This is a genomic window from Stenotrophomonas sp. 62841_Sma (assembly GCF_056482945.1).
This window is the reverse complement of the sequence record NZ_CM151224.1, coordinates 844,183-870,542: the sequence shown is the minus strand read 5'-3', so window position 1 is coordinate 870,542 and position 26,360 is coordinate 844,183. Positions and strand designations below refer to the sequence as shown.

Annotated in this window: 25 protein-coding genes and 4 tRNA genes; all 29 read right to left on the bottom strand. The window is 63.4% G+C overall.

Translation table 11 applies throughout. From position 1 onward, the window contains the following. Position 1: 1 nt before the first annotated feature. A complete protein-coding gene (gene rpmC, locus ACZK5G_RS03955; RefSeq protein ID WP_004154487.1) occupies positions 2-187 on the bottom strand; it encodes a 50S ribosomal protein L29 in 186 nt (61 codons plus the stop codon). Next, positions 187-600 carry a 50S ribosomal protein L16 gene (gene rplP / locus ACZK5G_RS03950; protein ID WP_004154486.1) on the bottom strand — a complete coding sequence of 138 codons (414 nt, stop codon included), beginning with the start codon at positions 598-600 and terminating at the stop codon, positions 187-189. The genes rpmC and rplP overlap by 1 nt, the downstream gene beginning before the upstream one ends. Before the next feature lie 5 nt (positions 601-605). Then, a complete protein-coding gene (gene rpsC / locus ACZK5G_RS03945) occupies positions 606-1,340 on the bottom strand; it encodes a 30S ribosomal protein S3 (protein ID WP_004145350.1) in 735 nt (244 codons plus the stop codon). An 18-nt stretch (positions 1,341-1,358) separates the two neighbouring features. Beyond that, a complete protein-coding gene (gene rplV / locus ACZK5G_RS03940) occupies positions 1,359-1,694 on the bottom strand; it encodes a 50S ribosomal protein L22 (protein ID WP_004145348.1) in 336 nt (111 codons plus the stop codon). A 12-nt stretch (positions 1,695-1,706) separates the two neighbouring features. Then, positions 1,707-1,976: a 30S ribosomal protein S19 gene (gene rpsS / locus ACZK5G_RS03935; RefSeq protein WP_004154485.1), complete on the bottom strand. Its 270-nt coding sequence runs from the start codon at positions 1,974-1,976 to the stop codon at positions 1,707-1,709. Positions 1,977-1,982: 6 nt separating this feature from the next. Beyond that, positions 1,983-2,810 carry a 50S ribosomal protein L2 gene (gene rplB, locus ACZK5G_RS03930; protein WP_004145339.1) on the bottom strand — a complete coding sequence of 276 codons (828 nt, stop codon included), beginning with the start codon at positions 2,808-2,810 and terminating at the stop codon, positions 1,983-1,985. A 10-nt stretch (positions 2,811-2,820) separates the two neighbouring features. After that, complete coding sequence (gene rplW / locus ACZK5G_RS03925) at positions 2,821-3,120, bottom strand: 50S ribosomal protein L23 (protein ID WP_004145338.1); 300 nt, start codon at positions 3,118-3,120, stop codon at positions 2,821-2,823. Next, the gene (rplD, locus tag ACZK5G_RS03920; protein ID WP_004145337.1) at positions 3,117-3,722 is read right to left on the bottom strand and encodes a 50S ribosomal protein L4; all 606 of its coding nucleotides are present in this window, start codon (positions 3,720-3,722) and stop codon (positions 3,117-3,119) included. Before rplD ends, rplW begins: the two co-directional genes overlap by 4 nt. Positions 3,723-3,734: 12 nt before the next feature. Then, complete coding sequence (gene rplC, locus ACZK5G_RS03915) at positions 3,735-4,385, bottom strand: 50S ribosomal protein L3 (RefSeq protein ID WP_004145336.1); 651 nt, start codon at positions 4,383-4,385, stop codon at positions 3,735-3,737. Positions 4,386-4,396: 11 nt separating this feature from the next. After that, positions 4,397-4,708: a 30S ribosomal protein S10 gene (gene rpsJ / locus ACZK5G_RS03910; protein WP_005408208.1), complete on the bottom strand. Its 312-nt coding sequence runs from the start codon at positions 4,706-4,708 to the stop codon at positions 4,397-4,399. A 332-nt stretch (positions 4,709-5,040) separates the two neighbouring features. Next, complete coding sequence (gene tuf / locus ACZK5G_RS03905; RefSeq protein WP_004154360.1) at positions 5,041-6,231, bottom strand: elongation factor Tu; 1,191 nt, start codon at positions 6,229-6,231, stop codon at positions 5,041-5,043. Between the two features lie 52 nt (positions 6,232-6,283). Beyond that, complete coding sequence (gene fusA / locus ACZK5G_RS03900) at positions 6,284-8,425, bottom strand: elongation factor G (RefSeq protein ID WP_005408207.1); 2,142 nt, start codon at positions 8,423-8,425, stop codon at positions 6,284-6,286. Positions 8,426-8,566: 141 nt separating this feature from the next. Beyond that, positions 8,567-9,040, bottom strand: a complete 474-nt coding sequence (rpsG, locus tag ACZK5G_RS03895; RefSeq protein WP_004145321.1) for a 30S ribosomal protein S7 — start codon at positions 9,038-9,040, stop codon at positions 8,567-8,569. 12 nt (positions 9,041-9,052) lie between these two features. Continuing rightward, positions 9,053-9,427 (bottom strand): 30S ribosomal protein S12, encoded by a 375-nt coding sequence (gene rpsL, locus ACZK5G_RS03890; protein ID WP_004145320.1) that lies wholly within the window; start codon positions 9,425-9,427, stop codon positions 9,053-9,055. A 283-nt stretch (positions 9,428-9,710) separates the two neighbouring features. After that, on the bottom strand, positions 9,711-13,934 hold the full coding sequence (gene rpoC / locus ACZK5G_RS03885; RefSeq protein WP_125895178.1) for a DNA-directed RNA polymerase subunit beta': 4,224 nt from the start codon (positions 13,932-13,934) through the stop codon (positions 9,711-9,713). A gap of 89 nt (positions 13,935-14,023) precedes the next feature. Continuing rightward, a complete protein-coding gene (gene rpoB / locus ACZK5G_RS03880; protein ID WP_049401089.1) occupies positions 14,024-18,178 on the bottom strand; it encodes a DNA-directed RNA polymerase subunit beta in 4,155 nt (1,384 codons plus the stop codon). A 328-nt stretch (positions 18,179-18,506) separates the two neighbouring features. Next, positions 18,507-18,875 (bottom strand): 50S ribosomal protein L7/L12, encoded by a 369-nt coding sequence (rplL, locus tag ACZK5G_RS03875; protein ID WP_010480374.1) that lies wholly within the window; start codon positions 18,873-18,875, stop codon positions 18,507-18,509. A gap of 63 nt (positions 18,876-18,938) precedes the next feature. Then, positions 18,939-19,475 (bottom strand): 50S ribosomal protein L10, encoded by a 537-nt coding sequence (gene rplJ / locus ACZK5G_RS03870; RefSeq protein WP_010480377.1) that lies wholly within the window; start codon positions 19,473-19,475, stop codon positions 18,939-18,941. 386 nt (positions 19,476-19,861) lie between these two features. Then, positions 19,862-20,560, bottom strand: coding sequence for a 50S ribosomal protein L1 (gene rplA / locus ACZK5G_RS03865; protein WP_004154350.1), 699 nt, complete (start codon positions 20,558-20,560; stop codon positions 19,862-19,864). A 4-nt stretch (positions 20,561-20,564) separates the two neighbouring features. After that, positions 20,565-20,993, bottom strand: coding sequence for a 50S ribosomal protein L11 (gene rplK, locus ACZK5G_RS03860; RefSeq protein ID WP_004145248.1), 429 nt, complete (start codon positions 20,991-20,993; stop codon positions 20,565-20,567). A 286-nt stretch (positions 20,994-21,279) separates the two neighbouring features. Beyond that, the gene (gene nusG, locus ACZK5G_RS03855) at positions 21,280-21,840 is read right to left on the bottom strand and encodes a transcription termination/antitermination protein NusG (protein ID WP_004154362.1); all 561 of its coding nucleotides are present in this window, start codon (positions 21,838-21,840) and stop codon (positions 21,280-21,282) included. A 10-nt stretch (positions 21,841-21,850) separates the two neighbouring features. Further along, positions 21,851-22,264, bottom strand: a complete 414-nt coding sequence (gene secE, locus ACZK5G_RS03850; protein WP_005408202.1) for a preprotein translocase subunit SecE — start codon at positions 22,262-22,264, stop codon at positions 21,851-21,853. A 49-nt stretch (positions 22,265-22,313) separates the two neighbouring features. Further along, positions 22,314-22,389 (bottom strand) — tRNA-Trp (locus ACZK5G_RS03845). Positions 22,390-22,492: 103 nt separating this feature from the next. Next, positions 22,493-23,683: an elongation factor Tu gene (tuf, locus tag ACZK5G_RS03840; RefSeq protein WP_004154360.1), complete on the bottom strand. Its 1,191-nt coding sequence runs from the start codon at positions 23,681-23,683 to the stop codon at positions 22,493-22,495. A 41-nt stretch (positions 23,684-23,724) separates the two neighbouring features. After that, positions 23,725-23,800: transfer RNA gene (locus ACZK5G_RS03835), tRNA-Thr, on the bottom strand. Positions 23,801-23,849: 49 nt separating this feature from the next. Next, positions 23,850-23,923, bottom strand: a tRNA-Gly gene (locus tag ACZK5G_RS03830). A 24-nt stretch (positions 23,924-23,947) separates the two neighbouring features. Further along, positions 23,948-24,033 (bottom strand) — tRNA-Tyr (locus ACZK5G_RS03825). Positions 24,034-24,170: 137 nt separating this feature from the next. Next, the gene (locus ACZK5G_RS03820) at positions 24,171-25,187 is read right to left on the bottom strand and encodes an isoaspartyl peptidase/L-asparaginase family protein (protein WP_478465398.1); all 1,017 of its coding nucleotides are present in this window, start codon (positions 25,185-25,187) and stop codon (positions 24,171-24,173) included. A 105-nt stretch (positions 25,188-25,292) separates the two neighbouring features. Then, positions 25,293-26,312, bottom strand: coding sequence for a cyanophycinase (locus ACZK5G_RS03815; protein ID WP_134951748.1), 1,020 nt, complete (start codon positions 26,310-26,312; stop codon positions 25,293-25,295). Positions 26,313-26,360: the final 48 nt, after the last annotated feature.

Here is a 26,360-nt window from a genome sequence, read left to right as displayed (position 1 = left end):
CTTACTTCGTGCTGCCGAGCAGGGTTTTGACGCGAGCAATCTCGCGACGGACCCGGCGAATGTCGTGGGTCTTCGGCAGCTGGCCGGTGACCTGCTGCATACGGACAGAGAACTGTTCCTTACGCAGGTCGATCAGGTGGGCCTTGAGTTCGTCAGCCGACTTTTCACGGAGAGTTTTGATATCCATCAGCGCACCGTACGGGTCACGAAAGTGGTGGTGACCGAGAGCTTGGCGGCGGCCAGGCGGAACGCCTCGCGAGCCACTTCCTCGGAAACACCCTCGATTTCATAGATCATGCGGCCGGGCTGGATCTGGGCCACCCAGTATTCCACGTTGCCCTTACCAGAACCCATTCGGACTTCGATGGGCTTCTTGGTGATGGGCTTGTCGGGGAACACGCGGATCCACATCTTGCCGCCGCGCTTGACGTAGCGGCTGATCGAGCGGCGGGCCGCTTCGATCTGACGCGCGGTCAGCTGACCGTGTGCGGTTGCCTTCAGGCCGTATTCGCCGAAGCTGACAGCGTTGGCGCTCCAGCTCAGGCCATCGTTACGGCCCTTGTGTACCTTGCGGTACTTGGTTCGCTTGGGTTGCAACATTGTCGTTACCTCGCTTCACGGGCCGGGCGCTGACGGTCACCACGGTCGCCGCGATCGTGACGATCGTTGCGCGACGGGGTGTCGTCCTGCTTTTCCTGGCCAACCTGGGAGAAATCGAAGACCTCGCCCTTGTAGATCCAGACCTTGATGCCGATGATGCCGTAGGTCGTCTTGGCTTCAGCGAAGCCATAGTCGATGTCGGCACGCAGGGTGTGCAGCGGCACGCGGCCTTCGCGGTACCACTCCGAACGGGCGATTTCTGCACCGTTGAGGCGGCCACCGACGTTGACCTTGATGCCCAGGGCACCCAGACGCATCGCGTTGCCGACCGAGCGCTTCATTGCACGGCGGAACATGATGCGACGCTCCAGCTGCTGGGCGATCGACTCGGCAACGAGCTGCGCGTCCAGTTCCGGCTTGCGCACTTCGGTGACGTTGATGTGCGCCGGGACGCCCATCATCTCGCTCACTTCCTTGCGCAGCTTCTCGATGTCCTCACCGCGCTTGCCGATCACCACGCCCGGACGGGCGGTGTGGATCGTCACGCGAGCGGTCTTGGCCGGACGCTCGATCAGGATCTTGCTGATGCCGGCCTGAGCCAGCTTCTTGCGCAGCATTTCGCGCACTTTCAGGTCGGCTGCCAGGTAACCAGCGAACTCGGCCTTGTTGGCGTACCACTTGGAGTTCCAGTCCTTGGAAATGCCGAGGCGGATACCAATCGGATGAACTTTATGACCCATGGTCTTTTCCTTATCCGCTTACTTGGCGGCGCCCACAACCACAGTGATGTGGCTGGTGCGCTTGAGGATGCGGGTACCGCGGCCTTTCGCCCGCGCCATGAAACGCTTCAGGGTCGGACCTTCATCAACCATGATGGTCTGAACCTTCAGCTCGTCGACGTCGGCGCCCTGGTTGTTCTCGGCGTTGGCAATTGCCGACTCCACCACCTTCTTGATCAGGTGGGCAGCCTTCTTGTCCGAGAACTTCAGCAGGTTGACCGCACGCTCGGCCGGCAGACCGCGCACCTGGTCAGCGACCAGACGAGCCTTCTGCGGGGAGATGCGCGCAGTGCGCAGGATGGCTTTCGCTTCCATTGTCATCTCTCCTTACTTGCCCGACTTCTTGTCACCACCGTGACCCTTGAAGGTCCGGGTGATGGCAAATTCGCCGAGCTTGTGGCCGACCATGTTCTCGTTGACGAGAACCGGGATGTGGTTCTTGCCGTTATGCACGGCAATGGTGACGCCTACCATGTCAGGCAGGATCATCGAACGGCGCGACCAGGTCTTGATCGGCTTCTTGCTGCCCGCAGCGGCCTCCACCTTCTTGACGAGGTGGTGATCGACGAACGGGCCCTTCTTGAGTGAACGTGCCATGGTCGATTAGCCCCTACGATCGCGGACGATGAACTGCTGAGTGCGCTTGTTATGGCGCGTCTTGTAACCCTTGGTCGGGACACCCCACGGGGTGACCGGATGCGGATTACCCTGGCCGGCCTTCGCCTCACCACCACCGTGCGGGTGGTCAACCGGGTTCATGGCAGCACCACGAACGGTCGGGCGGACGCCGCGCCAACGCTTGGCACCGGCCTTGCCCAGCTTTTCCAGGCTGTGCTCGTCGTTGCCGACTTCGCCGATGGTGGCGCAGCACTCGACCGGAACCTTACGCATTTCACCCGAGCGCAGGCGCAGGGTGGCGTAGATGCCTTCGCGAGCCACCAGCTGCACGGCCGCACCAGCGGCGCGAGCGATCTGAGCGCCCTTGCCCGGCTTCAGTTCGATGCAGTGGATGGTGGTGCCGACCGGGATGTTGCGCAGCGGCAGGGTGTTGCCAGCCTTGATCGGGGCATCCGAACCAGCGATCACCTGATCACCAGCCTTCAGGCCCTTCGGGGCGATGATGTAGCGACGCTCACCGTCGACGTAGCACAGCAGAGCGATGTGCGCGGTGCGGTTCGGATCGTATTCGATGCGTTCCACGCGCGCCGGGATGCCCAGCTTGTTGCGCTTGAAGTCGATGATGCGGTAGTGCTGCTTGGCACCACCACCGACGTGACGCACGGTGATGCGGCCATGGTGGTTACGACCACCCGAGCGGCTCTGCGACTCGACCAGCGCAGCGTGCGGAGCACCCTTGTGCAGGTCGGGAGTGACCACGCGCACGGCCGAACGGCGGCCGGGGGAAGTGGGCTTGAATTTCATCAATGGCATGGGATGTACCTCAGGCCTTGGCCGTTACATCGATCGACTGGCCATCGGCCAGGCGAACGTACGCCTTGCGCCAATCGCCGCGGCGGCCAGCACGGTTACGGAAGGACTTGTTCTTGCCCTTGACGTTGACCACGTTGACGGCTTCGACCTTGACGTCGAACAGCTGCTCAACCGCGGCCTTTACATCGGCCTTGGTGGCTTCGTTCGAAACTTCGAAGACATACTGGTTGGAGAGTTCCTGCAGGCGCGCGGTCTTTTCGGAGACACGCGGGGCACGCAGCACGCTGAAGATTTTTTCGTTGCTGTTCATGCCAGCCACTCCTCGACCTTCTTGACCGCGTCAGCGGTGATGACGACCGTGTCGGCACCCACCAGCGAGACCGGATCCAGACCCTGGACGTCACGCACCTGCACGTACGGCAGATTGCGGGCGGACAGGTACAGGTGCTCGGACGCTTCTTCGGTGACGATCAGCGGGCGCTTGCCCACTTCCAGGCCGGCCAGCTTGGCGATCAGACCCTTCGTGTTGGTCACTTCGACGTCGAAGGACTCCACGATGGTCAGACGGCCCTGACGGTTCAGCTCGGACAGGATCGCGCACATGGCGGCACGGTACTGCTTACGATTGACCTTCTGCTCGAAGCTGCGCGGCTTGGCCGCGAAGGTGACACCGCCGCCGACGAAGATCGGAGCCGTCAGTGCGCCATGACGCGCGCCGCCGCCCTTCTGCTTCTTCGACTTCTTGGTGGTACCAGCCACTTCGGAGCGAGTCTTCTGTGCCTTGGTGCCGGCGCGACCGGCGTTGCGGTAGGCAACGACGACCTGGTGGACCAGATCTTCGCTGAAATCGCGACCGAACACGGCGTCGGAGACCGAGACCTTGTTGTTGCTACCCGTGATAACGAGTTCCATCGTCATCTCTCCTTATGCCTTGCTCGCCGGACGGACGATCACGTCGCCACCCGCCGCGCCCGGAACGGCGCCGCGAACGGCGATCAGACCGCGCTCGACGTCGACCTTGACCACTTCCAGGTTCTGGGTGCTCTGCTGCACCGCGCCCATGTGGCCCGACATCTTCTTGCCCGGGAAAACGCGACCCGGGGTCTGGCGCTGACCCAGCGAACCCGGCGCGCGATGCGACAGCGAGTTACCGTGGGTTGCATCGCCCATACGGAAGTTGTGGCGCTTGATGGTGCCCTGGAAGCCCTTACCCTTGGTGACACCCTGGACGTCGACGATCTGGCCGACTTCGAAGATGTCCGCCTTGACTTCGCCGCCAACGGCGAAATCGCCGAGCTGCGCGTCTTCAACGCGGAATTCCCACAGGCCACGACCCGCTTCCACCTTCGCCTTGGCGAAGTGGCCGGCTTCCGGCTTGTTGACCAGGGCAGCGCGACGCGCGCCGACGGTCACCTGCACGGCGCTGTAGCCGTCGGTTTCGACGGTCTTGATCTGCGCGATGCGGTTCGGGGTTGCTTCGATCAGGGTCACCGGGATGGAGCGGCCATCTTCAGTGAACACGCGGCTCATGCCAGCCTTGCGGCCCACGAAGCCCAACGAATACTTCTTCGTCATGGTCGTAGTCCTCAGGTCAGCTTGATCTGAACGTCGACGCCGGCAGCCAGTTCGAGCTTCATCAGCGCGTCCACGGTCTTGTCATTCGGGTCAACGATATCGAGCACGCGCTTGTGCGTGCGGGTCTCGTACTGGTCACGCGCGTCCTTGTCGACGTGCGGGGAAACGAGAACGGTGTAACGCTCGATCTTGGTCGGCAGCGGGATCGGGCCACGCACTTGCGCGCCGGTCCGCTTTGCCGTTTCAACGATCTCGCTGGCCGAACGGTCGATCAGACGATGATCGAACGCTTTCAGCCGGATCCGGATCTTTTGGTCCGCCATGGCGGTAGGTTCCTTCGTTAAAAGAGCGACAGACAAAGCCTCTGGGTTGCTTTGTCCCATGAAATTCCTGAATACGGACGACCCACAGTCCTGCAGGCCGCCAAGGTCACTCCATAGACCTCAAAAACGTAGGCAGACCAGTTACCCGGCCTGCCCAGACGTAGAAGCATAATGGCACGCAAGGCAGCTGTCAACAGTCGCCTGTTGACGCCGCCTGAATGGCATTGACCCTTCCTGGTCCGGGGAACACAAGGCACATCCTGTGCCTGCTTTCCCATTTGATACGCCCCGATGCCCTACCCAGGCAACATCGGGGCGCAGATACTACCAGATTACTCGATGATCTTCGAGACCACGCCGGCGCCGACGGTACGGCCGCCTTCGCGGATGGCGAAGCGCAGGCCTTCGTCCATTGCCACCGGGTTGATCAGGGTGACGACCATCTTGACGTTGTCACCCGGCATCACCATTTCGACGCCTTCCGGCAGAGCAGCTGCGCCGGTGATGTCGGTGGTGCGGAAGTAGAACTGCGGACGGTAGCCGTTGAAGAACGGGGTGTGACGGCCGCCCTCGTCCTTCGACAGGACGTAGACTTCGCCTTCGAACTTGGTGTGCGGCTTGATCGAACCCGGCTTGGCCAGGACCTGGCCACGCTCGACGTCGTCACGCTTGGTGCCGCGCAGCAGCAGGCCAGCGTTGTCGCCTGCCTGACCCTGGTCCAGCAGCTTGCGGAACATTTCAACGCCGGTCACGGTGGTCTTCTGCACCGGACGGATGCCGACGATTTCGATTTCGTCGCCAACCTTGATCACGCCGCGCTCGATACGACCGGTCACCACGGTGCCGCGGCCCGAGATCGAGAACACGTCTTCCACCGGCATCAGGAACGGCTTGTCGATCGCACGCTCCGGCTCCGGAATCCAGCTGTCCAGGGCATCGACCAGCTTCAGGATGGCCGGCACGCCGATGTCGCTCTGGTCGCCTTCCAGCGCCAGACGGGCCGAACCGGCGATGATCGGGGTGTCGTCGCCCGGGAAGTCGTACTTGCTCAGCAGCTCGCGCACTTCCATTTCGACCAGCTCGAGCAGCTCGGCGTCGTCAACCATGTCGGCCTTGTTCAGGAACACGACGATGTACGGCACGCCGACCTGACGCGACAGCAGGATGTGCTCGCGGGTCTGCGGCATCGGGCCGTCAGCGGCCGAGCACACCAGGATCGCGCCGTCCATCTGGGCGGCACCGGTGATCATGTTCTTGACGTAGTCAGCATGGCCCGGGCAATCGACGTGGGCGTAGTGACGGACCGGGGATTCGTATTCGACGTGCGCGGTCGAGATCGTGATACCACGCGCCTTTTCTTCCGGCGCGGCGTCGATCGAGGAGTAATCCTTGAACTCGCCACCGAAGCGCTCGGCACCGATCTTGGTCAGTGCAGCGGTCAGCGTGGTCTTGCCGTGATCGACGTGACCGATGGTGCCGACGTTGACGTGCGGCTTGGTGCGCTCGAACTTACCCTTTGCCATTGTTCTATACCTTGATTGTTCGTAAGTGGTTTCAAGAGAGGCTGAGCGAGGCTCAGCCCTTCTTCATGACGGCTTCGGCGATGTTGGTCGGAGCCGGCTCGTAGTGATCGAATTCCATGGTGAAGGTGGCGCGGCCCTGGGTCTGCGAACGCAGCGCAGTGGCGTAGCCGAACATTTCACCCAGCGGGATCATCGCGTTGATGATCGAAGCGGAGCCGTCACCGGTGGTGTCGGAACCCTGCAGCACGCCGCGACGACGGCTGACGTCGCCCATCACGTCACCCTGGTAATCCTCCGGGGTCACGATCTCGACCTTCATGATCGGCTCCAGCAGCACCGGCTTGGCCTTGGCGAAGCCCTGCTTGAAGGCCATCGACGAAGCCAGCTTGAACGCCATTTCCGAGGAGTCGACGTCGTGGTACGAACCGAACACCAGCTTCACCTTGACGTCCACGACCGGGAAGCCAGCCAGCGGACCGCTGGTGATGGTTTCGCGCAGGCCCTTTTCAACCGACGGAATGAATTCCTTCGGGATCACGCCGCCGGTGATGTCGTTGATGAACAGGAAGTCGTCCTTGATGGCCGGAGCCAGCTTCGGATCGGCACGGTCGGCAGCGGTGATCGGCGACAGTTCGATCACGACGTGACCGTACTGACCCTTACCACCGGACTGCTTGGCGTGCTTGTAGTCCGACTTGACGTCGGCCAGGGTGATGGTTTCGCGGTAGGCCACCTGCGGCGCGCCGACGTTGGCTTCAACGTTGAACTCGCGCTTCAGGCGGTCGACGATGATGTCCAGGTGCAGCTCGCCCATGCCCGAGATGATGGTCTGGCCGGATTCTTCGTCGGTCTTGACGCGGAACGACGGATCTTCCTGCGCCAGACGGCCCAGGGCCAGACCCATCTTTTCCTGGTCCGACTTGGTCTTCGGCTCGACGGCCATCGAGATCACCGGCTCCGGGAACGTCATGCGCTCCAGGATGATCGGGGCGTCCACGGCGCACAGGGTGTCACCGGTGGTGGTGTCCTTCAGGCCCACGGCAGCGGCGATGTCACCGGCCAGAACTTCCTTGATTTCCTCGCGGTTGTTCGAGTGCATCTGCAGGATGCGGCCGATGCGCTCCTTCTTGCCCTTCACCGAGTTCAGCACGGTGTCGCCACCGTTCAGGGTGCCCGAGTAGACACGGAAGAAGGTCAGCGCGCCGACGAACGGGTCGGTGATGATCTTGAAGGCCAGCGACGAGAACGGAGCCTTGTCGTCCGACTTGCGGGTCATTTCGACGGTGTCGTCGTCAACGTCCACGCCCTTCACGTCCGGCACGTCGACCGGCGACGGCAGCAGCTGGATCACGCCGTCCAGCATGGCCTGCACGCCCTTGTTCTTGAAGGCCGAGCCGCAGTACATCGGCACGATCTCGGTGGCCAGGGTGCGGGTACGCAGCGCGTTGATGATTTCAGCCTCGGCCAGCTCTTCGCCGCCCAGGTACTTTTCCATCAGCTCTTCGCTGGCTTCGGCAGCGGTCTCGACCATGAACTGGCGAGCCTCTTCAGCCGGGCCCTGCAGCTCGGCCGGGATTTCACCGTATTCGAACTTCATGCCCTGCGAAGCCTCATCCCAATGGATGGCCTTCATCTTCAGCAGGTCGACGACGCCCTTGAAGTTGTCTTCAGCGCCGATCGGCAGCTGCATCGGCACGGCAACCGCGCCCAGCTTGGCCTTCAGCTGGCCGACGACCTTCTGGAAGTTGGCACCGGTGCGGTCCATCTTGTTGACGAACGCGATGCGCGGCACGTGGTACTTGTTGGCCTGGCGCCACACGGTTTCCGACTGCGGCTGCACGCCACCGACGGCGCACAGGACGAAGACGGCACCGTCGAGCACGCGCAGCGAGCGCTCCACTTCGATGGTGAAGTCGACGTGCCCGGGGGTGTCGATGATGTTGAAGCGGTGCTCCGGCAGGGACTTGTCCATGCCCTTCCAGAACGCGGTGGTGGCAGCGGACTGGATCGTGATGCCACGCTCCTGCTCCTGCTCCATCCAGTCCATGGTGGCGGCGCCGTCGTGCACTTCACCGATCTTGTGGCTCTTGCCGGTGTAGAACAGGATGCGCTCGGACGTGGTGGTCTTGCCGGCATCGATGTGAGCCATGATGCCGAAGTTACGGTAACGCTCGATGGGAGTGGAACGGGCCACGGGAGCCTCTCAGATTTCTTGGATTTCGGATGGCCGAACGCCGCCTTTCGGCGGCCTTCGGATTGGCGCAGTCCTTCTGGGACCGCGAGGCAGCACGCACCGAAGTGGTGCTGCCCTGCCTGTTTTACAAGGCCGTCAAACTCACCAGCGGTAGTGGGCGAATGCCTTGTTGGCTTCGGCCATGCGGTGGGTTTCTTCGCGCTTCTTGATGGCGCCGCCACGGTTTTCCGAGGCGTCGATCAGTTCAGCAGCCAGCTTCTTCGGCATGGTGTTCTCACCACGCTTGCGCGCGGAGTCGATCAGCCAGCGCATGGCCAAGGCCATCTTGCGCGACGAACGCACTTCGACCGGCACCTGGTAGGTGGCACCACCGACGCGGCGCGACTTGACTTCGACCGCCGGAGCGACGTTGTCCAGAGCCTTCTGCACCAGTTCAATGGCGTTGGCGCTGCTGTTCTTCTCGGTGATCACGTCCATGGCGCCGTACACGATCTTTTCGGCGACGGACTTCTTGCCGCTCTGCATGACCATGTTGATGAAGCGGGCGATGGTTTCGCTTCCGTGCTTCGGATCGGGCAGGACGGAACGCTGCGGAGTATTACCCTTACGCGACATAGTGCTCTCTCCTTATGCCTTCGGACGCTTGGCGCCGTACTTGGAACGGGCCTGGCGACGCTTGGCAACGCCGGCGGCGTCGAGCGAGCCACGAACGGTGTGGTAACGCACACCCGGCAGGTCCTTGACGCGACCGCCGCGGATCAGGACCACGGAGTGCTCCTGCAGGTTGTGGCCTTCACCACCGATGTAGGAAATCACTTCTTCCTGGTTGGTCAGGCGGACCTTGGCAACCTTGCGCAGAGCCGAGTTCGGCTTCTTCGGAGTGGTGGTGTAGACACGGGTGCAGACGCCACGGCGCTGCGGGCACTTGTCGAGCGCCGGCGAGGCACTCTTGTAGGTGGTCGCTTGCCGCGGCTTGCGGACCAGCTGGTTGATCGTCGCCATCAGTAGGTTCTTCTGATTGGTGGCCGGAAATCCGGCCAGAGATGCGGAAATGTTAAAGCAGGCCAAAATTCTGGCCTGCTGAGACAGACGATTGTAGCAACCTGCCAGGAAAGCAGTCAAACGCCTCCTGTCAAGCCCGTTCCTGATCCCGGAACGTTACTGGGGGGCCTCCATGTACCCCGTTCAGGTTGGCCGGGTCGATCGCGGACGATCTCCCCTGCCCTTTCCCAATCCCATCGATGGACCGATGGGGTGGTCCGGCCTAGCGGCCGGACCGGATACCTCATTCTTCGCCCGAGGCCTGTTCAGCTTCGGCTTCAACCACCGGTGCCTCGACCGCAGCCGGGGTGCCGGCCAGGGTCTGCATTTCCGACTCGGTGAGACCGGAAGCACCGCGACGGCGGTTGCTGTGGTACGCCAGGCCGGTACCGGCGGGAATCAGGCGGCCCACGATGACGTTTTCCTTCAGGCCACGCAGGTTGTCCGAGGTGCCGCGGACGGCCGCTTCGGTCAGCACGCGGGTGGTTTCCTGGAACGACGCGGCCGAGATGAACGATTCGGTCGCCAGCGAGGCCTTGGTGATACCCAGCAGGACCGGATCGAAGTGCGCCGGCAGCTCGTTGCGGGTCGACAGGCGCGCATTCTCCTCGATAACGCGCTGACGCTCCACCTGTTCGCCGTTCAGGAACTTGCTGCTGCCCTGGTCGGTGATCTCGACCTTGCGCAGCATCTGGCGGGTGATCACCTCGATGTGCTTGTCGTTGATCTTCACGCCCTGCAGGCGGTACACGTCCTGGATTTCCTTCACCAGGTAGGCCGCCAGCGGTTCGACACCCAGCAGACGCAGGATGTCCTGCGGGCTCGGCTCGCCGTCCACGATGGTTTCACCCTTGGTGACATGCTCGCCTTCGAACACGATGACCTGGCGGTACTTCGGGATCAGCTCTTCGTGCTCCGAACCATCGGTGTCCTTGATGATCAGGCGCTGCTTGCCCTTGGTGTCCTTGCCGAAGCTGATGATGCCCGAACGCTCGGCCAGCACCGCCGGATCCTTCGGCTTGCGCGCTTCGAACAGATCGGCCACGCGCGGCAGACCACCGGTGATGTCGCGGGTCTTCGACGCTTCCTGCGGAATCTTGGCGACCACGTCACCCACGCCGACGGCAGCGCCGTCCTGCAGGTTGACGATCGAGCGCGGCGGCAGCAGGTACTGCGCCGGCAGGTCGGTGCCCGGGATCGACAGGTCGTTGCCCTTGGCGTCGACGATGCGCACGATCGGGCGCAGGTCCTTGGCCTGGGTACCACGACGCTTCGGATCGGTGATTTCGCGCGACGCCAGGCCGGTCAGCTCGTCGGTCTTCTCGATGACGGTGATGCCGTCGACGAAGTCGATGAAGCGGATGAAACCGGCCACTTCCGACACGATCGGGTGGTTATGCGGATCCCAGTTGGCCACGGTCTGCCCAGCCTTGATCGCATCACCGTCCTTGGACGTGATGGTCGCACCGTACGGCAGCTTGTAACGCTCACGCTCACGGCCGTGGGCATCGAGCACCGAGATTTCGCCCGAGCGCGACACTGCCACCAGCGAGCCGTTGGCGTGCTCGACGGACTTGAGGTTGCTGAACTTGACCGAGCCGGTGGTCTTGACGGTGATGTTGTCGACCGCAGCAGCTCGCGATGCCGCACCACCGATGTGGAACGTACGCATGGTCAGCTGGGTACCCGGCTCACCGATGGACTGGGCGGCGATGACGCCGACCGCTTCACCGATGTTGACCAGGTGGCCACGGGCCAGATCGCGGCCGTAGCAGCGACCGCAGACACCGAAGGCCGATTCGCACGAGATCGTCGAACGCACCTTGATGCTCTGCACGCCGGCGTCTTCCAGCTTGGCGACCCAGGCTTCGTCCAGCAGGGTGTTGCGGGTGACGATCGGATCTTCGTCGTTGCCCGGCAGGAACACGTCCTCGGCAACCACGCGACCCAGCACGCGATCCTTCAGCGGCTCGACCACGTCGCCGCCTTCCACGATCGGGGTCATGATCAGGCCTTCGGTGGTACCGCAATCCACCTCGGTGATCACCACGTCCTGCGCGACATCGACCAGACGACGGGTCAGGTAACCCGAGTTCGCGGTCTTCAGCGCGGTATCGGCCAGACCCTTACGGGCACCGTGGGTGGAGTTGAAGTACTCCTGCACGTTCAGGCCTTCACGGAAGTTCGCCTTGATGGGCGTCTCGATGATCGAGCCGTCCGGACGCGCCATCAGGCCACGCATACCGGCCAGCTGACGGATCTGCGCCTGCGAACCACGCGCACCGGAGTCGGCCATGATGTACAGCGAGTTCATCGACTTCTGGTCGATGGTCTCACCCTTGGCATTGACGACCTTCTCGGTACCGATGGTGTCCATCATCGCCTTGGCGATGCGCTCGTTGGTGCGCGACCAGATGTCGACCACCTTGTTGTAGCGCTCACCGGCGGTGACCAGACCCGACTGGTACTGCTCCTGGATTTCCAGCACTTCGGCTTCGGCCTCGGTGAGGATGCCCTTCTTCTCGTCCGGGATCAGCATGTCGTCGATGCCGATGGAGACGCCGGCGCGGGTCGCGTAGGCGAAGCCGGTGTACATCAGCTTGTCGGCGAACACGACCGTGTCCTTCAGACCCAGCTGGCGGTAGCTGGAGTTGATCAGGCGGCTGATGTTCTTCTTGGTCAGCTCGGTGTTGGCCAGCGCGAACGGCAGGCCTTCCGGCAGGATTTCAGCCAGCAGGGCGCGACCGATCGTGGTGTCCACGATCGAGGTCTTGTTCTGCTTGACGCCGTCTTCGTCGGTCACCACCTCGGTGATGCGGACCTTGACGCGCGCGTGCAGTTCCACCACGCGGTTGTCGTAGGCACGCTTCACTTCGGCGATGTTGGCGAAGGCCATGCCCTCGCCCTTCTTGTTTTCCAGCGAGCGGGTCATGTAGTACAGACCCAGCACGACGTCCTGCGACGGCACGATGATCGGCTCGCCGTTGGCCGGCGACAGGATGTTGTTGGTCGACATCATCAGCGCACGCGCTTCCAGCTGGGCTTCCAGCGAGAGCGGCACGTGGACGGCCATCTGGTCACCGTCGAAGTCGGCGTTGAACGCGGTGCAGACCAGCGGGTGCAGCTGGATGGCCTTGCCTTCGATCAGCACCGGCTCGAACGCCTGGATGCCCAGACGGTGCAGGGTCGGCGCACGGTTCAGCATCACCGGATGCTCGCGGATGACCTCTTCCAGGATGTCCCAGACTTCGGCTTCTTCGCGCTCGACCAGCTTCTTGGCGGCCTTGATGGTGGTGGCCAGGCCACGACGCTGCAGCTTGGCGAAGACGAACGGCTTGAACAGCTCAAGCGCCATCTTCTTCGGCAGGCCGCACTGGTGCAGGCGCAGGTACGGACCGACCACGATGACCGAACGGCCCGAGTAGTCGACGCGCTTGCCCAGCAGGTTCTGGCGGAAGCGCCCCTGCTTGCCCTTGATCATGTCGGCCAGCGACTTCAGCGGGCGCTTGTTGGTGCCGGTGATGGCACGGCCACGACGGCCGTTGTCCAGCAGCGCATCGACCGATTCCTGCAGCATGCGCTTTTCATTGCGCACGATGATGTCCGGCGCGCTCAGTTCGAGCAGGCGGCGCAGGCGGTTGTTACGGTTGATGACGCGGCGGTACAGGTCGTTCAGGTCGGAGGTCGCGAAGCGGCCGCCATCCAGCGGGACCAGCGGACGCAGGTCCGGCGGCAGCACCGGCAGCACGGTCATGACCATCCATTCCGGACGGTTGCCCGACTCCAGGAAGGCTTCGATCAGCTTGATGCGCTTGGTGAGGCGCTTGAGCTTGGTTTCCGAACCGGTAGCGGCGATTTCCTCGCGCAGGCGGGTCATTTCCGACTGCAGGTCGATCGTGCGCAGCAGTTCGTACACGGCCTCGGCGCCCATCGCGGCGTCGAAGTCGTCACCGTGCTCCTGGCGGGCCTGCAGGTACTGTTCTTCGGTCAGCAGCTGGCGGCGCTCCAGGGCGGTCAGGCCCGGCTCGGTCACCACGTAGGCTTCGAAGTACAGCACGCGCTCGATGTCGCGCAGGGTCATGTCCAGCATCAGGCCGATGCGCGACGGCAGCGACTTCAGGAACCAGATGTGCGCGACCGGCGAAGCCAGGTCGATATGGCCCATGCGCTCGCGACGCACCTTGGCCAGGGTCACTTCGGTGCCGCACTTTTCGCAGACCACGCCGCGGTGCTTCATGCGCTTGTACTTGCCGCACAGGCACTCGTAGTCCTTCACCGGGCCGAAGATGGCGGCGCAGAACAGGCCGTCACGCTCCGGCTTGAAGGTACGGTAGTTGATGGTTTCCGGCTTCTTCACTTCGCCGAAGGACCACGAACGGATCAGGTCCGGCGAGGCCAGCGCGATCTTGATCGCGTCGAAGTCCAGCGTCTGGCGCTGCTGGTTGAAGAGGTTGAGCAGGTCTTTCATGGTGTTCTCCAGAAGGAGGAATGCTGTGTCGATGGGCTTTCAGTTGACTGCCAGCGGCGCGGCGGCGGAGGCCGCCGCGCCGGCATGGATCAGTTGTCTTCCAGTTCCATGTTGATGGCCAGCGAGCGGATTTCCTTCACGAGCACGTTGAAGGATTCCGGCATGCCCGCGACCATCTCGTGCTCACCGTCGACGATGTTCTTGTACATCTGGTTGCGGCCCTGCACGTCATCGGACTTCACCGTCAGCATTTCCTGCAGGGTGTAGGCCGCGCCGTAGGCTTCCAGCGCCCAGACTTCCATTTCACCGAAGCGCTGGCCGCCGAACTGCGCCTTGCCGCCCAGCGGCTGCTGGGTGACGAGCGAGTACGGACCGGTCGAACGGGCGTGCATCTTGTCGTCGACCAGGTGGTTCAGCTTCAGGTAGTGCATGTAACCCACGGTGGTGTGGCGATCGAACGCTTCACCGGTGCGGCCGTCGTACAGCTGGGTCTGGCCACTGCTCGGCAGGTCGGCCAGTTCCAGCATGCGCTTGATTTCCGCTTCGGTGGCGCCGTCGAACACCGGGGTGGCCATCGGCACGCCGTCGGTGAGGTTACGGGCCAGACGCAGCAGTTCCTCGTCGCTGAACTGCGACAGGTCGACACGGTTGGCCACGTTGGTGTCGTCGTGGTTGTAGATGTCGTCCAGGAACTTGCGCAGGTCGGCAACCGCCGCCTGGGCTTCCATCATCGCCTGGATCTTGCGGCCCAGGCCCTTGGCAGCCCAGCCCAGATGCACTTCCAGGATCTGGCCGATGTTCATACGCGACGGCACGCCCAGCGGGTTCAGCACGATGTCCACGGTTTCGCCCGAGGCCATGTACGGCATGTCCTCGACCGGCACCACGTTGGAGACCACACCCTTGTTGCCGTGGCGGCCTGCCATCTTGTCGCCCGGCTGGATGCGGCGCTTCACGGCCAGGAACACCTTGACCATCTTCAGCACGCCCGGGGCGAGGTCGTCACCGGCGGTGATCTTGCCGCGCTTGTCGGCGAAGCGACGCTCGAATTCCTTCTCGTGCGCCTGGATCTGCTTCTGGGCGCGCTCGATGGCTTCCGAAGCGTCCTCGTCCTTCATGCGCAGGGCGAACCAGTCAGCCTTCTTCAGGCCGTCCAGGAACGCGTCGCTGATGACGTCGCCCTTCTTCAGGCCAGCGCCACCGTTGACCACCTTGCCCACGATCTGCGAACGCAGACGCATGTAGATGGCGGCTTCCAGGATGCGGAACTGGTCGTCGAAGTCCTTCTTGACGCGCTTGATTTCAGACTCTTCGATCTGGCGGGCGCGCTTGTCCTTCTCGATGCCGTCGCGGGTGAAGACCTGCACGTCGATGACGGTGCCGTCCATGCCCGGCGGAACGCGCAGCGAGCTGTCCTTCACGTCCGAAGCCTTCTCGCCGAAGATCGCGCGCAGCAGCTTTTCTTCCGGGGTCAGCTGGCTTTCGCCCTTCGGGGTGACCTTGCCGACCATGATGTCGCCGGCGCGGACTTCCGCACCGATGTACACCACGCCGCTCTCGTCCAGGCGGTTCAGCGCCTGCTCGGAGACGTTCGGGATGTCGGCCGAGATTTCCTCCGGCCCCAGCTTGGTGTCACGCGCGACGCAGGTCAGCTCTTCGATGTGGATCGTGGTGTAACGATCCTCTTCCACCACACGCTCGGAGAGCAGGATGGAGTCTTCGAAGTTGTAGCCGTTCCACGGCATGAACGCGATCAGCATGTTCTGGCCCAGGGCCAGTTCGCCGATGTCGGTGGACGGACCGTCGGCCAGCACGTCGCCGCGGGCGATGACGTCACCCACCTGCACCAGCGGACGCTGGTTGATGCAGGTGTTCTGGTTCGAACGGGTGTACTTGACCAGGTTGTAGATGTCCACGCCTGCGTCGGTGGCGCCAACGATCTCTTCCTCGTTGACCTTGACCACGATACGGGCGGCATCGATCTGCACGATCTCGCCACCACGACGGGCATTCACGGTCACACCGGAGTCACGCGCCACGGCGCGCTCGATGCCGGTACCGACCAGCGGCTTCTGCGCACGCAGGGTCGGCACGGCCTGACGCTGCATGTTGGCGCCCATCAGTGCGCGGTTGGCGTCATCGTGCTCCAGGAACGGAACCAGCGCGGCCGCGATCGACACGGTCTGCATCGGCGAGACGTCCATGAAGTGGACTTCCGCCGGCGGCTTCAGCAGCGACTCGCCCTGGAAGCGGCACGGAACGAACTGCTCGGTCAGCACGCTGTCGGCATTGGTCAGGGCGTTGGCCTGCGCAATGACGTACTCGTTTTCTTCGATGGCCGACAGGAACTCGACTTCGTCATAGACCTTGCCGTCCACGACCTTGCGGTACGGGGTCTCGAGGAAACCGTACTGGTTGGTGCGGGCGTACACGGCCAGCGAGTTGATCAGGCCGATGTTCGGGCCTTCCGGGGTTTCGATGGTGCAGACGCGGCCGTAATGGGTCGGGTGCACGTCGCGCACTTCGAAGCCGGCGCGCTCACGGGTCAGGCCGCCCGGGCCCAGGGCCGAGACGCGACGCTTGTGGGTCACTTCCGACAGCGGGTTGTTCTGGTCCATGAACTGCGACAGCTGCGAGGAGCCAAAGAACTCCTTGATGGCAGCGGCGACCGGCTTGGCGTTGATCAGCTCCTGCGGGGTCAGGCCTTCCGACTCGGCCATCGACAGGCGCTCCTTGACCGCGCGCTCGACGCGGACCAGGCCCACGCGGAACACGTTCTCGGCCATTTCGCCGACCGAACGCACGCGACGGTTGCCCAGGTGATCGATGTCATCGACCACGCCGCGACCGTTGCGGATCTCGGTCAGGACCTTGATCACGTCCAGGATGTCGGAGCTGTCGCCATGGGCGGCAACCAGGCGCTTGGACTCTTCGTCGTTGCGCTCACCGTAGTACTTGCGGTCGTACAGCACGGCTTCGCCGGTGGTTTCCTTGCGGCCCACGCGACGGTTGAACTTCATGCGGCCGACCGCGGACAGGTCGTAGCGCTCGAAGGTGAAGAACAGGTTGTGGAACAGGTTCTGCGCGGCGTCCTTGGTCGGCGGCTCGCCCGGACGCATCATGCGGTAGATCTCGACCAGGGCTTCCAGCTGGGTCTTGGTCGGGTCGATGCGCAGGGTGTTGGACAGGTACGGGCCACGATCCAGATCGTTCACCCACAGGGTGCCCACGGCATCCACACCGGCCTTGCGGAAGGCCTGCAGCTGCTCGTCGGTGATCTCGTCGTTGGCCTGGGCCAGCAGTTCGCCGGTCGAAGCATCGACCACGTCGTGCGACAGGATGCGGCCGACGATGTAGTCGTCCGGCACGGCCAGGGCGGCGATGCCCGAGGCTTCCAGCTGCTTGATGTGACGCGCGGTGATGCGCTTGCCGGCTTCCACGATGACCTTGTCGCCGTCGGCGAGGTCGAAGCCCAGGGTTTCGCCACGCAGGCGCTCCGGCACCAACTCCAGCTGGACGCCTTCATCCGGGTTGATGTGGAAGGTGTTGATCTCGAAGAACTCGGCCAGCATCTCTTCGTTGCTGTAGCCGAGCGCGCGCAGCAGGATCGACACCGGCAGCTTGCGGCGACGGTCGATACGGGTGAACAGCGCATCCTTCGGGTCGAACTCGAAGTCCAGCCAGGAGCCGCGGTAAGGAATGATGCGGGCGCTGTACAGCAGCTTGCCCGAGCTGTGGGTCTTGCCACGGTCGTGGTCGAAGAACACGCCCGGCGAACGGTGCAGCTGCGAGACGATGACGCGCTCGGTGCCGTTGACGATGAAGGTGCCGTTCTCGGTCATCAGCGGGATTTCGCCCAGATAGACCTCCTGCTCCTTCACGTACTTGATGGCCTTGGTCGACGACTCACGGTCGTAGATCACCAGGCGCACGGTCACGCGCAGCGGGGCGCCGTAGCTCATGCCACGCTGGCGGCACTCACGCTCGTCGAAGACCGGTTCGCCCAGCTTGTAGCCGACGTATTCCAGGGCAGCGTTGCCGCTGTAGCTGGCGATCGGGAAGACCGACTTCAGCGCAGCGTGCAGGCCGTGGTCCGTGCGCTTGGCCGGATCGACGTTTTCCTGCAGGAATTCACGATAGGAATCCACCTGGATGGCGAGCAGGAACGGCACTTCGAGAATCGAGCGCTGCTTGCCGAAATCCTTGCGGATACGCTTTTTTTCGGTGAACGAATAGGACGTCATGAGGTCTTCCACCTTGTTGTGCGGATCGTGCGCCCACGATCCGAAGGGAACTTGAAATTGTCAGTTGGAAGTCGCTGGTATTGCCGGCACCAGCACGCCTTCTCCCGCTACTTCCAACTGCCAACTCGTCTGCATCCACTCCCCCGCTGCCGCGCTCTGCGCTGGCCTGCCGGGGTCTGACCGCAGCCCGTGTTGGGCTTTTTCTGCTTTTGAAACAGTCGACCAACAGTCGACCCTACCGGTACTGCAACAACGACCAAAGGCCGGGGGCTTACGCCCCCAGCCTTGGCTGCATCGCCGTGAATCGGTGACGATGCAAGGTAACTGCTTACTTGACTTCGACAGTCGCGCCAGCAGCTTCCAGGTCCTTCTTCATCTTCTCGGCGTCGTCCTTCGAAGCGCCTTCCTTCAGGACGCCACCGGCTTCGGCCAGGTCCTTCGCTTCCTTCAGGCCCAGGCCGGTGATGGCGCGGACGGCCTTGATGACTTCGACCTTCTTGTCGCCGGCCGACTTCAGGGTGACGGTGAACTCGGTCTGCTCTTCAACAGCAGCGGCCGGGCCAGCAGCAGCAGCCACGGCAACCGGAGCAGCGGCGGAGACGCCGAACTTCTCTTCGATGGCCTTGACCAGCTCCATCACTTCCATCAGGGACTTCTCGGCGATGGCGTCGACGATCTGTTCGTTGGTAAGGGACATGATTAATACCTTTGGATGATTTTCTGGGTTGAGGTTCCGTCAGGAACCACGGTAAGTCGAAACTCAGGCGGTCTCGGCGGCCGGCTCGGCAGCGTCGGCGGCGACGTCGCCACCACCCTGCTTCTCGCCAACGGCCTTGATGGCGCGGGCAAACATCGTGACCGGCTCGGTCAGGACGCGGGCCAGCATGGCCAGGGCCTGGTCGCGGGTCGGCAGCGAGGCCAGCACTTCGACGTGGCTTGCCGGGAACACTTCGCCACCGATGGCGACGACCTTAGCCTTCAGCTTGTCGTTGCCCTTGGCGGCTTCCTTGATCAGGCGACCGGCAGCGCCGGGCTCCTCGAGCGAGAACGCGTACAGCAGCGGACCAACCATCTGGTCCTGGGCGACTGCGAACTCGGTGCCTTCAACGGCGCGCGAAGCCAGGGTGTTCTTGACAACCTTCAAGAAAACACCGGTTTCACGAGCCTGCTTGCGCATCGCGGTCATCTGGGCGACCGTGGTGCCAGCGTATTCGGCTGCGATCAAGGAGTGGGCCTTGGCGGCGACGTCTGCCAGCTCGGCGACTACTTCTTGCTTCTGGGACAGATTGAGAGCCATTGCACTCCTCCTATTGAACTCCGCTTACGGCTCCTGCCGTGTGCGGTCCTGTGCGGCATCCGTCCTGGACGCCGGGAACATCGGGATGATGTTCCGGGGGTGGGCCGTTCTAGACCTGGAGTGGGCCAACCTGGGAAACCCAGACGTGCGTGAACCAGAAAAACTCCAGAAGGGCACCATCTACGCAGGGTGATTCCGGGGAATCGATTAAGCGCTCATGACTGCTCCGGCGGCGACTCCTTGCCAGATCGAGCTTCCGTGCCCGTCGCCGGTATTGCCACGACCGCGCCTGCGGTCTTTGACGGCTACCGCGGGCGATGTACGGCCAGCGATGCCTTCAAATGTCACGGTCACGGCACCGAAGGTACCGTGACCGCTTGAAACAATTACTTCAGGGTCAGCGACGACTGGTCGACGGTGACGCCCGGGCCCATCGTCGAGCTGACCGAAACCTTCTGCAGGTAGGTGCCCTTCGAGGTGGCCGGCTTGGCCTTGATCAGGTCCAGCAGCAGCGCGGTCAGGTTCGACTTCAGCGCGTCTTCGGCGAAGTCGGCCTTGCCGATGGTGCAGTGAATGATGCCGGCCTTGTCGGTGCGGTAACGGACCTGACCCGACTTGGCGTTCTTCACGGCTTCACCCGGGTTCGGGGAAACGGTGCCGACCTTCGGGTTCGGCATCAGGCCGCGCGGGCCCAGCACGGTGCCCAGCTTACCGACGACGCGCATGGCGTCCGGGGTCGCGATGACGACGTCGTAGTTCAGATCGCCGGCCTGCATCTTCTCGGCCAGATCATCCATACCGACGGCTTCGGCGCCAGCGGCCAGGGCTTCGTCAGCCTTGGCACCGGCCGGAGCGAACACGGCGACGCGGACCGACTTGCCGGTACCGGCCGGCAGCACGGTGGAGCCACGGACCTGCTGGTCGGACTTCTTCGCATCGACGCCCAGGCGCACAGCGACGTCGATCGACTCGACGAACTTGGCCTTGGTGGCGCTCTTCAGGATGTTGATCGCGTCCTCGAAGGCGTATGCCTTGCCCGGAACGACGGCGGCCTTGATGGCCTTCTCACGCTTGGTCTGTGCCATCTTATTAACCCTCCACCACGAGGCCCATGGAACGGGCAGAGCCAGCGATGGTACGCACGGCGGCGTCCAGATCGGCGGCAGTCAGATCCGGTTCCTTCGCCTTGGCGATCTCTTCCAGCTGCTTACGGGTGACCTTGCCGACCTTCTCGGTGTTCGGGCGCTTGGAGCCCGACGAGATGCCAGCGGCCTTCTTCAGCAGGGTGGTGGCCGGGGTGCTCTTGGTGATGAAGGTGAACGTACGGTCCGAGTAGGCCGTGATGATCACCGGAACCGGCAGACCCGGCTCGAGCTTCTGCGTGGCAGCGTTGAACGCCTTGCAGAATTCCATGATGTTCAGACCGCGCTGACCCAGCGCAGGACCGACCGGCGGCGAGGGGTTGGCCTGACCGGCCTTCACCTGCAGCTTGATGTAACCGACAACTTTCTTTGCCATGTGAGTACTCTCCGGGTGCTAGCGCCTTTCGACAACAGGCTCCCCATCGGACCGGGAATCACGCGTCCCGGCATCGCGTTTTGAAATCATGCTGAAGGCCACCTTGCGGCGGCCTCGTCCTGCTGGCTTCCCAGCGGGGAGCCGCGCACTATAACAGGTTTTTTCTTCACATGCCTGAAGCGGCACATAAACGGACGAAACCGGGCAAGGCCCGGCTCCTGGTTCCCTAGAGTCGAGCTTGCTCGACTGATCAGCAAAGTCGAGCAAGCTCGACTCTACGGGCAGGTCAGACGGCCTTTTCGACCTGGCCGAACTCGAGTTCGACCGGAGTGGCACGACCGAAGATCAGCACCGAGACGCGCAGACGGCTCTTCTCGTAGTTGACTTCTTCGACGACGCCATTGAAATCGTTGAACGGGCCGTCGGTAACGCGGACCATCTGGCCCGGCTCGAACAGCACCTTCGGACGCGGCTTCTCGACACCTTCCTGAACGCGATTCAGGATGGCTTCGGCCTCGGAATCGGCGATCGGCAGCGGACGGTCGGCGGTGCCGCCGATGAAGCCCATCACGCGCGGGGTTTCCTTGACCAGGTGCCAGCTTTCGTTGTCGATGCGCGGAATACCGGCTTCTTCGTGGGTCTCGATCTGGACCAGCACGTAACCCGGGAAGAACTTGCGCTCGGAGCGGCGCTTCTGGCCAGCGCGCATCTCGACCACTTCTTCGGTCGGGACCAGGACATCGCCGAAGCGCTCTTCCATGCCGTCACGGACGATGCGATCGCGCAGAGCCTGCGCCACCGACTTCTCGAAGCCCGAATAGGCGTGAACGACGTACCAACGCTTCATGCAATTCTCCTTAGCGGCTCAGGAACAACTGAACCAGCCACTGAATGACGTAATCGAACCCACCCAGCAACAGACTGAGAATGGTCACCACCACCATCACGACCCAGGTCATGCGGATGGCTTCCTGGCGCGTCGGCCAGACCACCTTGCGCAGTTCGAAGCGCGACTCGGAGAGGAATTCGCGGGTGTCGCGCCCCTTGCCGGTCAGCATGAACACGCCGATACCGCCAACCAGACCGACCACAACCGCCAACGCACGCAGCTGACCCGCCCACGCACCCAGCTGGGTGGCGCGACCGGAGTCGGCGGAGAACCAGAACCAGACGAACAGACCGGCCAGCACCAGCAACGATGCGGCGACGTACTTGACGATATCCCCGCCGTTGGCGGAGTTGTCCTTGGAGTGTTCGATCTTGCTATTCATCCGGCTGTGTCTGCTTTAGCGGCCCAGGCCGCTGGATAAGGTGGGCAGATGGCACGCCAGGAGGGACTCGAACCCCCAACCTGCGGTTTTGGAGACCGCTGCTCTGCCAATTGAGCTACTGGCGTACGTGTTGAAACTTGCCTTCCCTTAGACGGCGAAGGCGGACCGAGGTTCCCGGCCCGCCATTCGCGTAACCGGCGGCGCTATGCAACCACCGGTACTGCAGGCTTACTCGATGATCTTCGAGACCACGCCGGCGCCGACGGTACGGCCGCCTTCGCGGATGGCGAAGCGCAGGCCTTCGTCCATTGCCACCGGGTTGATCAGGGTGACGACCATCTTGACGTTGTCACCCGGCATCACCATTTCGACGCCTTCCGGCAGAGCAGCTGCGCCGGTGATGTCGGTGGTGCGGAAGTAGAACTGCGGACGGTAGCCGTTGAAGAACGGGGTGTGACGGCCGCCCTCGTCCTTCGACAGGACGTAGACTTCGCCTTCGAACTTGGTGTGCGGCTTGATCGAACCCGGCTTGGCCAGAACCTGGCCACGCTCGACGTCGTCACGCTTGGTGCCGCGCAGCAGCAGGCCAGCGTTGTCGCCTGCCTGACCCTGGTCCAGCAGCTTGCGGAACATTTCAACGCCGGTCACGGTGGTCTTCTGCACCGGACGGATGCCGACGATTTCGATTTCGTCGCCAACCTTGATCACGCCGCGCTCGATACGACCGGTCACCACGGTGCCGCGGCCCGAGATCGAGAACACGTCTTCCACCGGCATCAGGAACGGCTTGTCGATCGCACGCTCCGGCTCCGGAATCCAGCTGTCCAGGGCATCGACCAGCTTCAGGATGGCCGGCACGCCGATGTCGCTCTGGTCGCCTTCCAGCGCCAGACGGGCCGAACCGGCGATGATCGGGGTGTCGTCGCCCGGGAAGTCGTACTTGCTCAGCAGCTCGCGCACTTCCATCTCGACCAGCTCGAGCAGCTCGGCGTCGTCAACCATGTCGGCCTTGTTCAGGAACACGACGATGTACGGCACGCCGACCTGACGCGACAGCAGGATGTGCTCGCGGGTCTGCGGCATCGGGCCGTCAGCGGCCGAGCACACCAGGATCGCGCCGTCCATCTGGGCGGCACCGGTGATCATGTTCTTGACGTAGTCAGCATGGCCCGGGCAATCGACGTGGGCGTAGTGACGGACCGGGGATTCGTATTCGACGTGCGCGGTCGAGATCGTGATACCACGCGCCTTTTCTTCCGGCGCGGCGTCGATCGAGGAGTAGTCCTTGAACTCGCCACCGAAGCGCTCGGCACCGATCTTGGTCAGTGCGGCGGTCAGCGTGGTCTTGCCGTGGTCGACGTGACCGATGGTGCCGACATTGACGTGCGGCTTGGTGCGCTCGAACTTACCCTTGGCCATGGCTGCTTATCTCGAATTCGTCTGAGAGGTGATGCTTAAGATGGTGCTCACGAAAGGAATCGAACCTTCGACCTCTTCCTTACCAAGGAAGTGCTCTACCGACTGAGCTACGTGAGCCGAGTTTTGCATTATGACATGAACTCGATAATATTCAAAGTTCATTCAATGGAGCGGGAGACGGGAATCGAACCCGCACCATCAGCTTGGAAGGCTGAGGTTCTACCATTGAACTACTCCCGCGCCGGGAATGTCACAACGTGAAACTGGTGGAGGGAGGTGGATTCGAACCACCGAAGGCGTAAGCCAGCAGATTTACAGTCTGCCCCCGTTGGCCGCTTGGGTATCCCTCCTTACCACCCCATTCCGTTGCCGCCGAAGCGTTGCGGTGTGTGGTGGTGAGCCGCTTATTCTGCTGATGGGACGGGGGGCTGTCAACGCTTTTTTCCACTTTTTTCACACGCTGTCGCAAACCCATTGATACGCAAGGTTATTGCCCCGGGACCGCAAGGGTCTCGTTGGCGAAAATTGCGACATGAGGGACGCCGTCGCCGCCGATCCAGCCCCGATACATGCCCTGGGTGTTGAATGGCGTGGCCATTTTTCCGTCTGCAGCGAGCACGATCGCACCGCCGTCACCCCCCATCTGCGGAATCGTCTCGTTGATCACGCCCTTGCCGGCCTGTTCCGGCGTCTGCCCCTGGTAGCGCATGCGTGCGCAGATCTCGTGCGCGGCCGCGGTGCGGATGTAGTACTCGCCCCAGCCGGTGCCGGACACCGCACAGCGCGCATCAGCCCAGGTGCCTGCACCGATGATCGGCGAGTCACCCACCCGGCCATAGCGCTTGTTGGTCATGCCACCAGTGGAGGTACCGGCGGCCAGGTGCCCCTGCGCATCCAATGCGACCGCACCGACGGTCCCGAAGTGCTTTGCAGTCTCCAGGTCGGCATGCGCCTGGCCACTGGCCTCTTCCTTCAGTGCACGCTGCAGCTGCTGCCAACGCTTCTCCGTACGGAAGTAGGAGGGATCGGCCAGAGACATCCCCTGCTCGACCGCGAAGGCTTCGGCGCCCTGCCCCACCATCATCACGTGCCTGGATTTCTGCATCACGGTCTGCGCCAGCAGGATCGGGTTGCGCACCCGCTGCACGCCGGCCACCGCGCCCGCCGCCTGGGTGGCCCCGTCCATCACTGCGGCATCCAGCTCGTTGTGGCCGTCATGGGTGAACACCGCGCCCTTGCCGGCGTTGAAGGTGGGATCGTCCTCCAGGACGGTGATCGCAGCGGTGACTGCAGCCAACGCGGGGCGACCCGCCGCCAGCTCCGCATGCCCCTTCAACAGGGCCGCCCGCAGCGCGTCACGTGCGGCCTTTTCCTCGGCCGGCGACAGGTCCTTGCGCTCGACGCCGGCGCCGCCGTGGATGACCAGCAGCGGTGAAGCCGTCGGTGCGGCCTGGGCAAGCATGGGCAGGGACAACAGTGCGGACAGCGCCAGGCGCAGTTTCATCGGGTACGTCTCCAGCAGAACGAGGGAATGGATTGCGGGGTAGTGCCGGCCGCTGGCCGGCAAGGGGCGCATCAGGGAAGGCGAGTTGCCGGCCAGCGGCCGGCACTACCGAAGCGTGAACTCAATCTCGCCGTCGCTGACGTCGGCCATCGCCTGGTAATCGGCCTCGGCCTGGAAATCGTCCAGGCGCATGCGGCTGCCGCTGGCGACCACCGTTACCGGCACCGCGTGGAAGCGCAGCGGCTCGCCCTCGACCAGACGGTCGGCATCGCGGCCGGGGCTGACCACCCAGACCTTGCCTTCGCCGTCGGCGCTGTAGACCTGTGCCTGGCCATCGGGCTCCACGCACAGGGCGGTGTCCTCGTCGACGCCGATGCCGACGATGTCGGGGTCGCCACTGTCCTGCGCGGCGCGCGCCACGAACACGATCAGGCGGCCGAGCCGATCGCGCTTGTCGAAGTGGGTGTCGGTGACCACGCGCTGCAGGTAGGGCATCTGCAGGAAGCCACTGTCCATGGTCACCGCACTGCCCATCGGGTCGGCCAGCGCACCGGCGGAGGTGATGCTGCCGCCGTCCATCGCGCCGTAGGCATAGCCACCGAGGATGGCCAGCCCGGCGCTGGTACCGGCAATCGGCTTGCCGGCGCGCACATGGGCATTGAGCGCGCGGTTGAGCGCGGTGCCCTTCCAGAAGCGGATGTAGCGCGACTGGTCACCACCGGCAATGAAGATGGCATCGGCCGCAGCCACCACGCGCAGCACGGCCGGATCGTCGGCGCCGCGGCGGCTGTCGAAGACCAGCGTCTGCACTGCGGTGGTCCCGCCAATCTCGCGATACAGGCGGTCCTGCAGTTCATCACTACCGGAAGCGCGCAGGATCAGCACGCGGCCGTTACCGGCCTGCTTCAGCCACCAGTGAAAGGCCTCCGGCACCCATTCGCCACCGCCCATCAGCATCATGGCCGGCGCGCGCGGGCCGGGCCGGGGTGCGTCGAGATCCCCGGCTTCGTAGTAGGCGAAGCCCGGGCCCTGCAGGTCCTGCGCAAGGGCGGCCAACGGCACGGCCAACACCAGCAGCGCCAGCCAGGCGAAGGGGGCACGCAGGGTGCAATGGAGGCGTCGCATCTTGATCTCCCTGAACAAAATCGACTTGCAAGCGTTTTCACTCTTTGC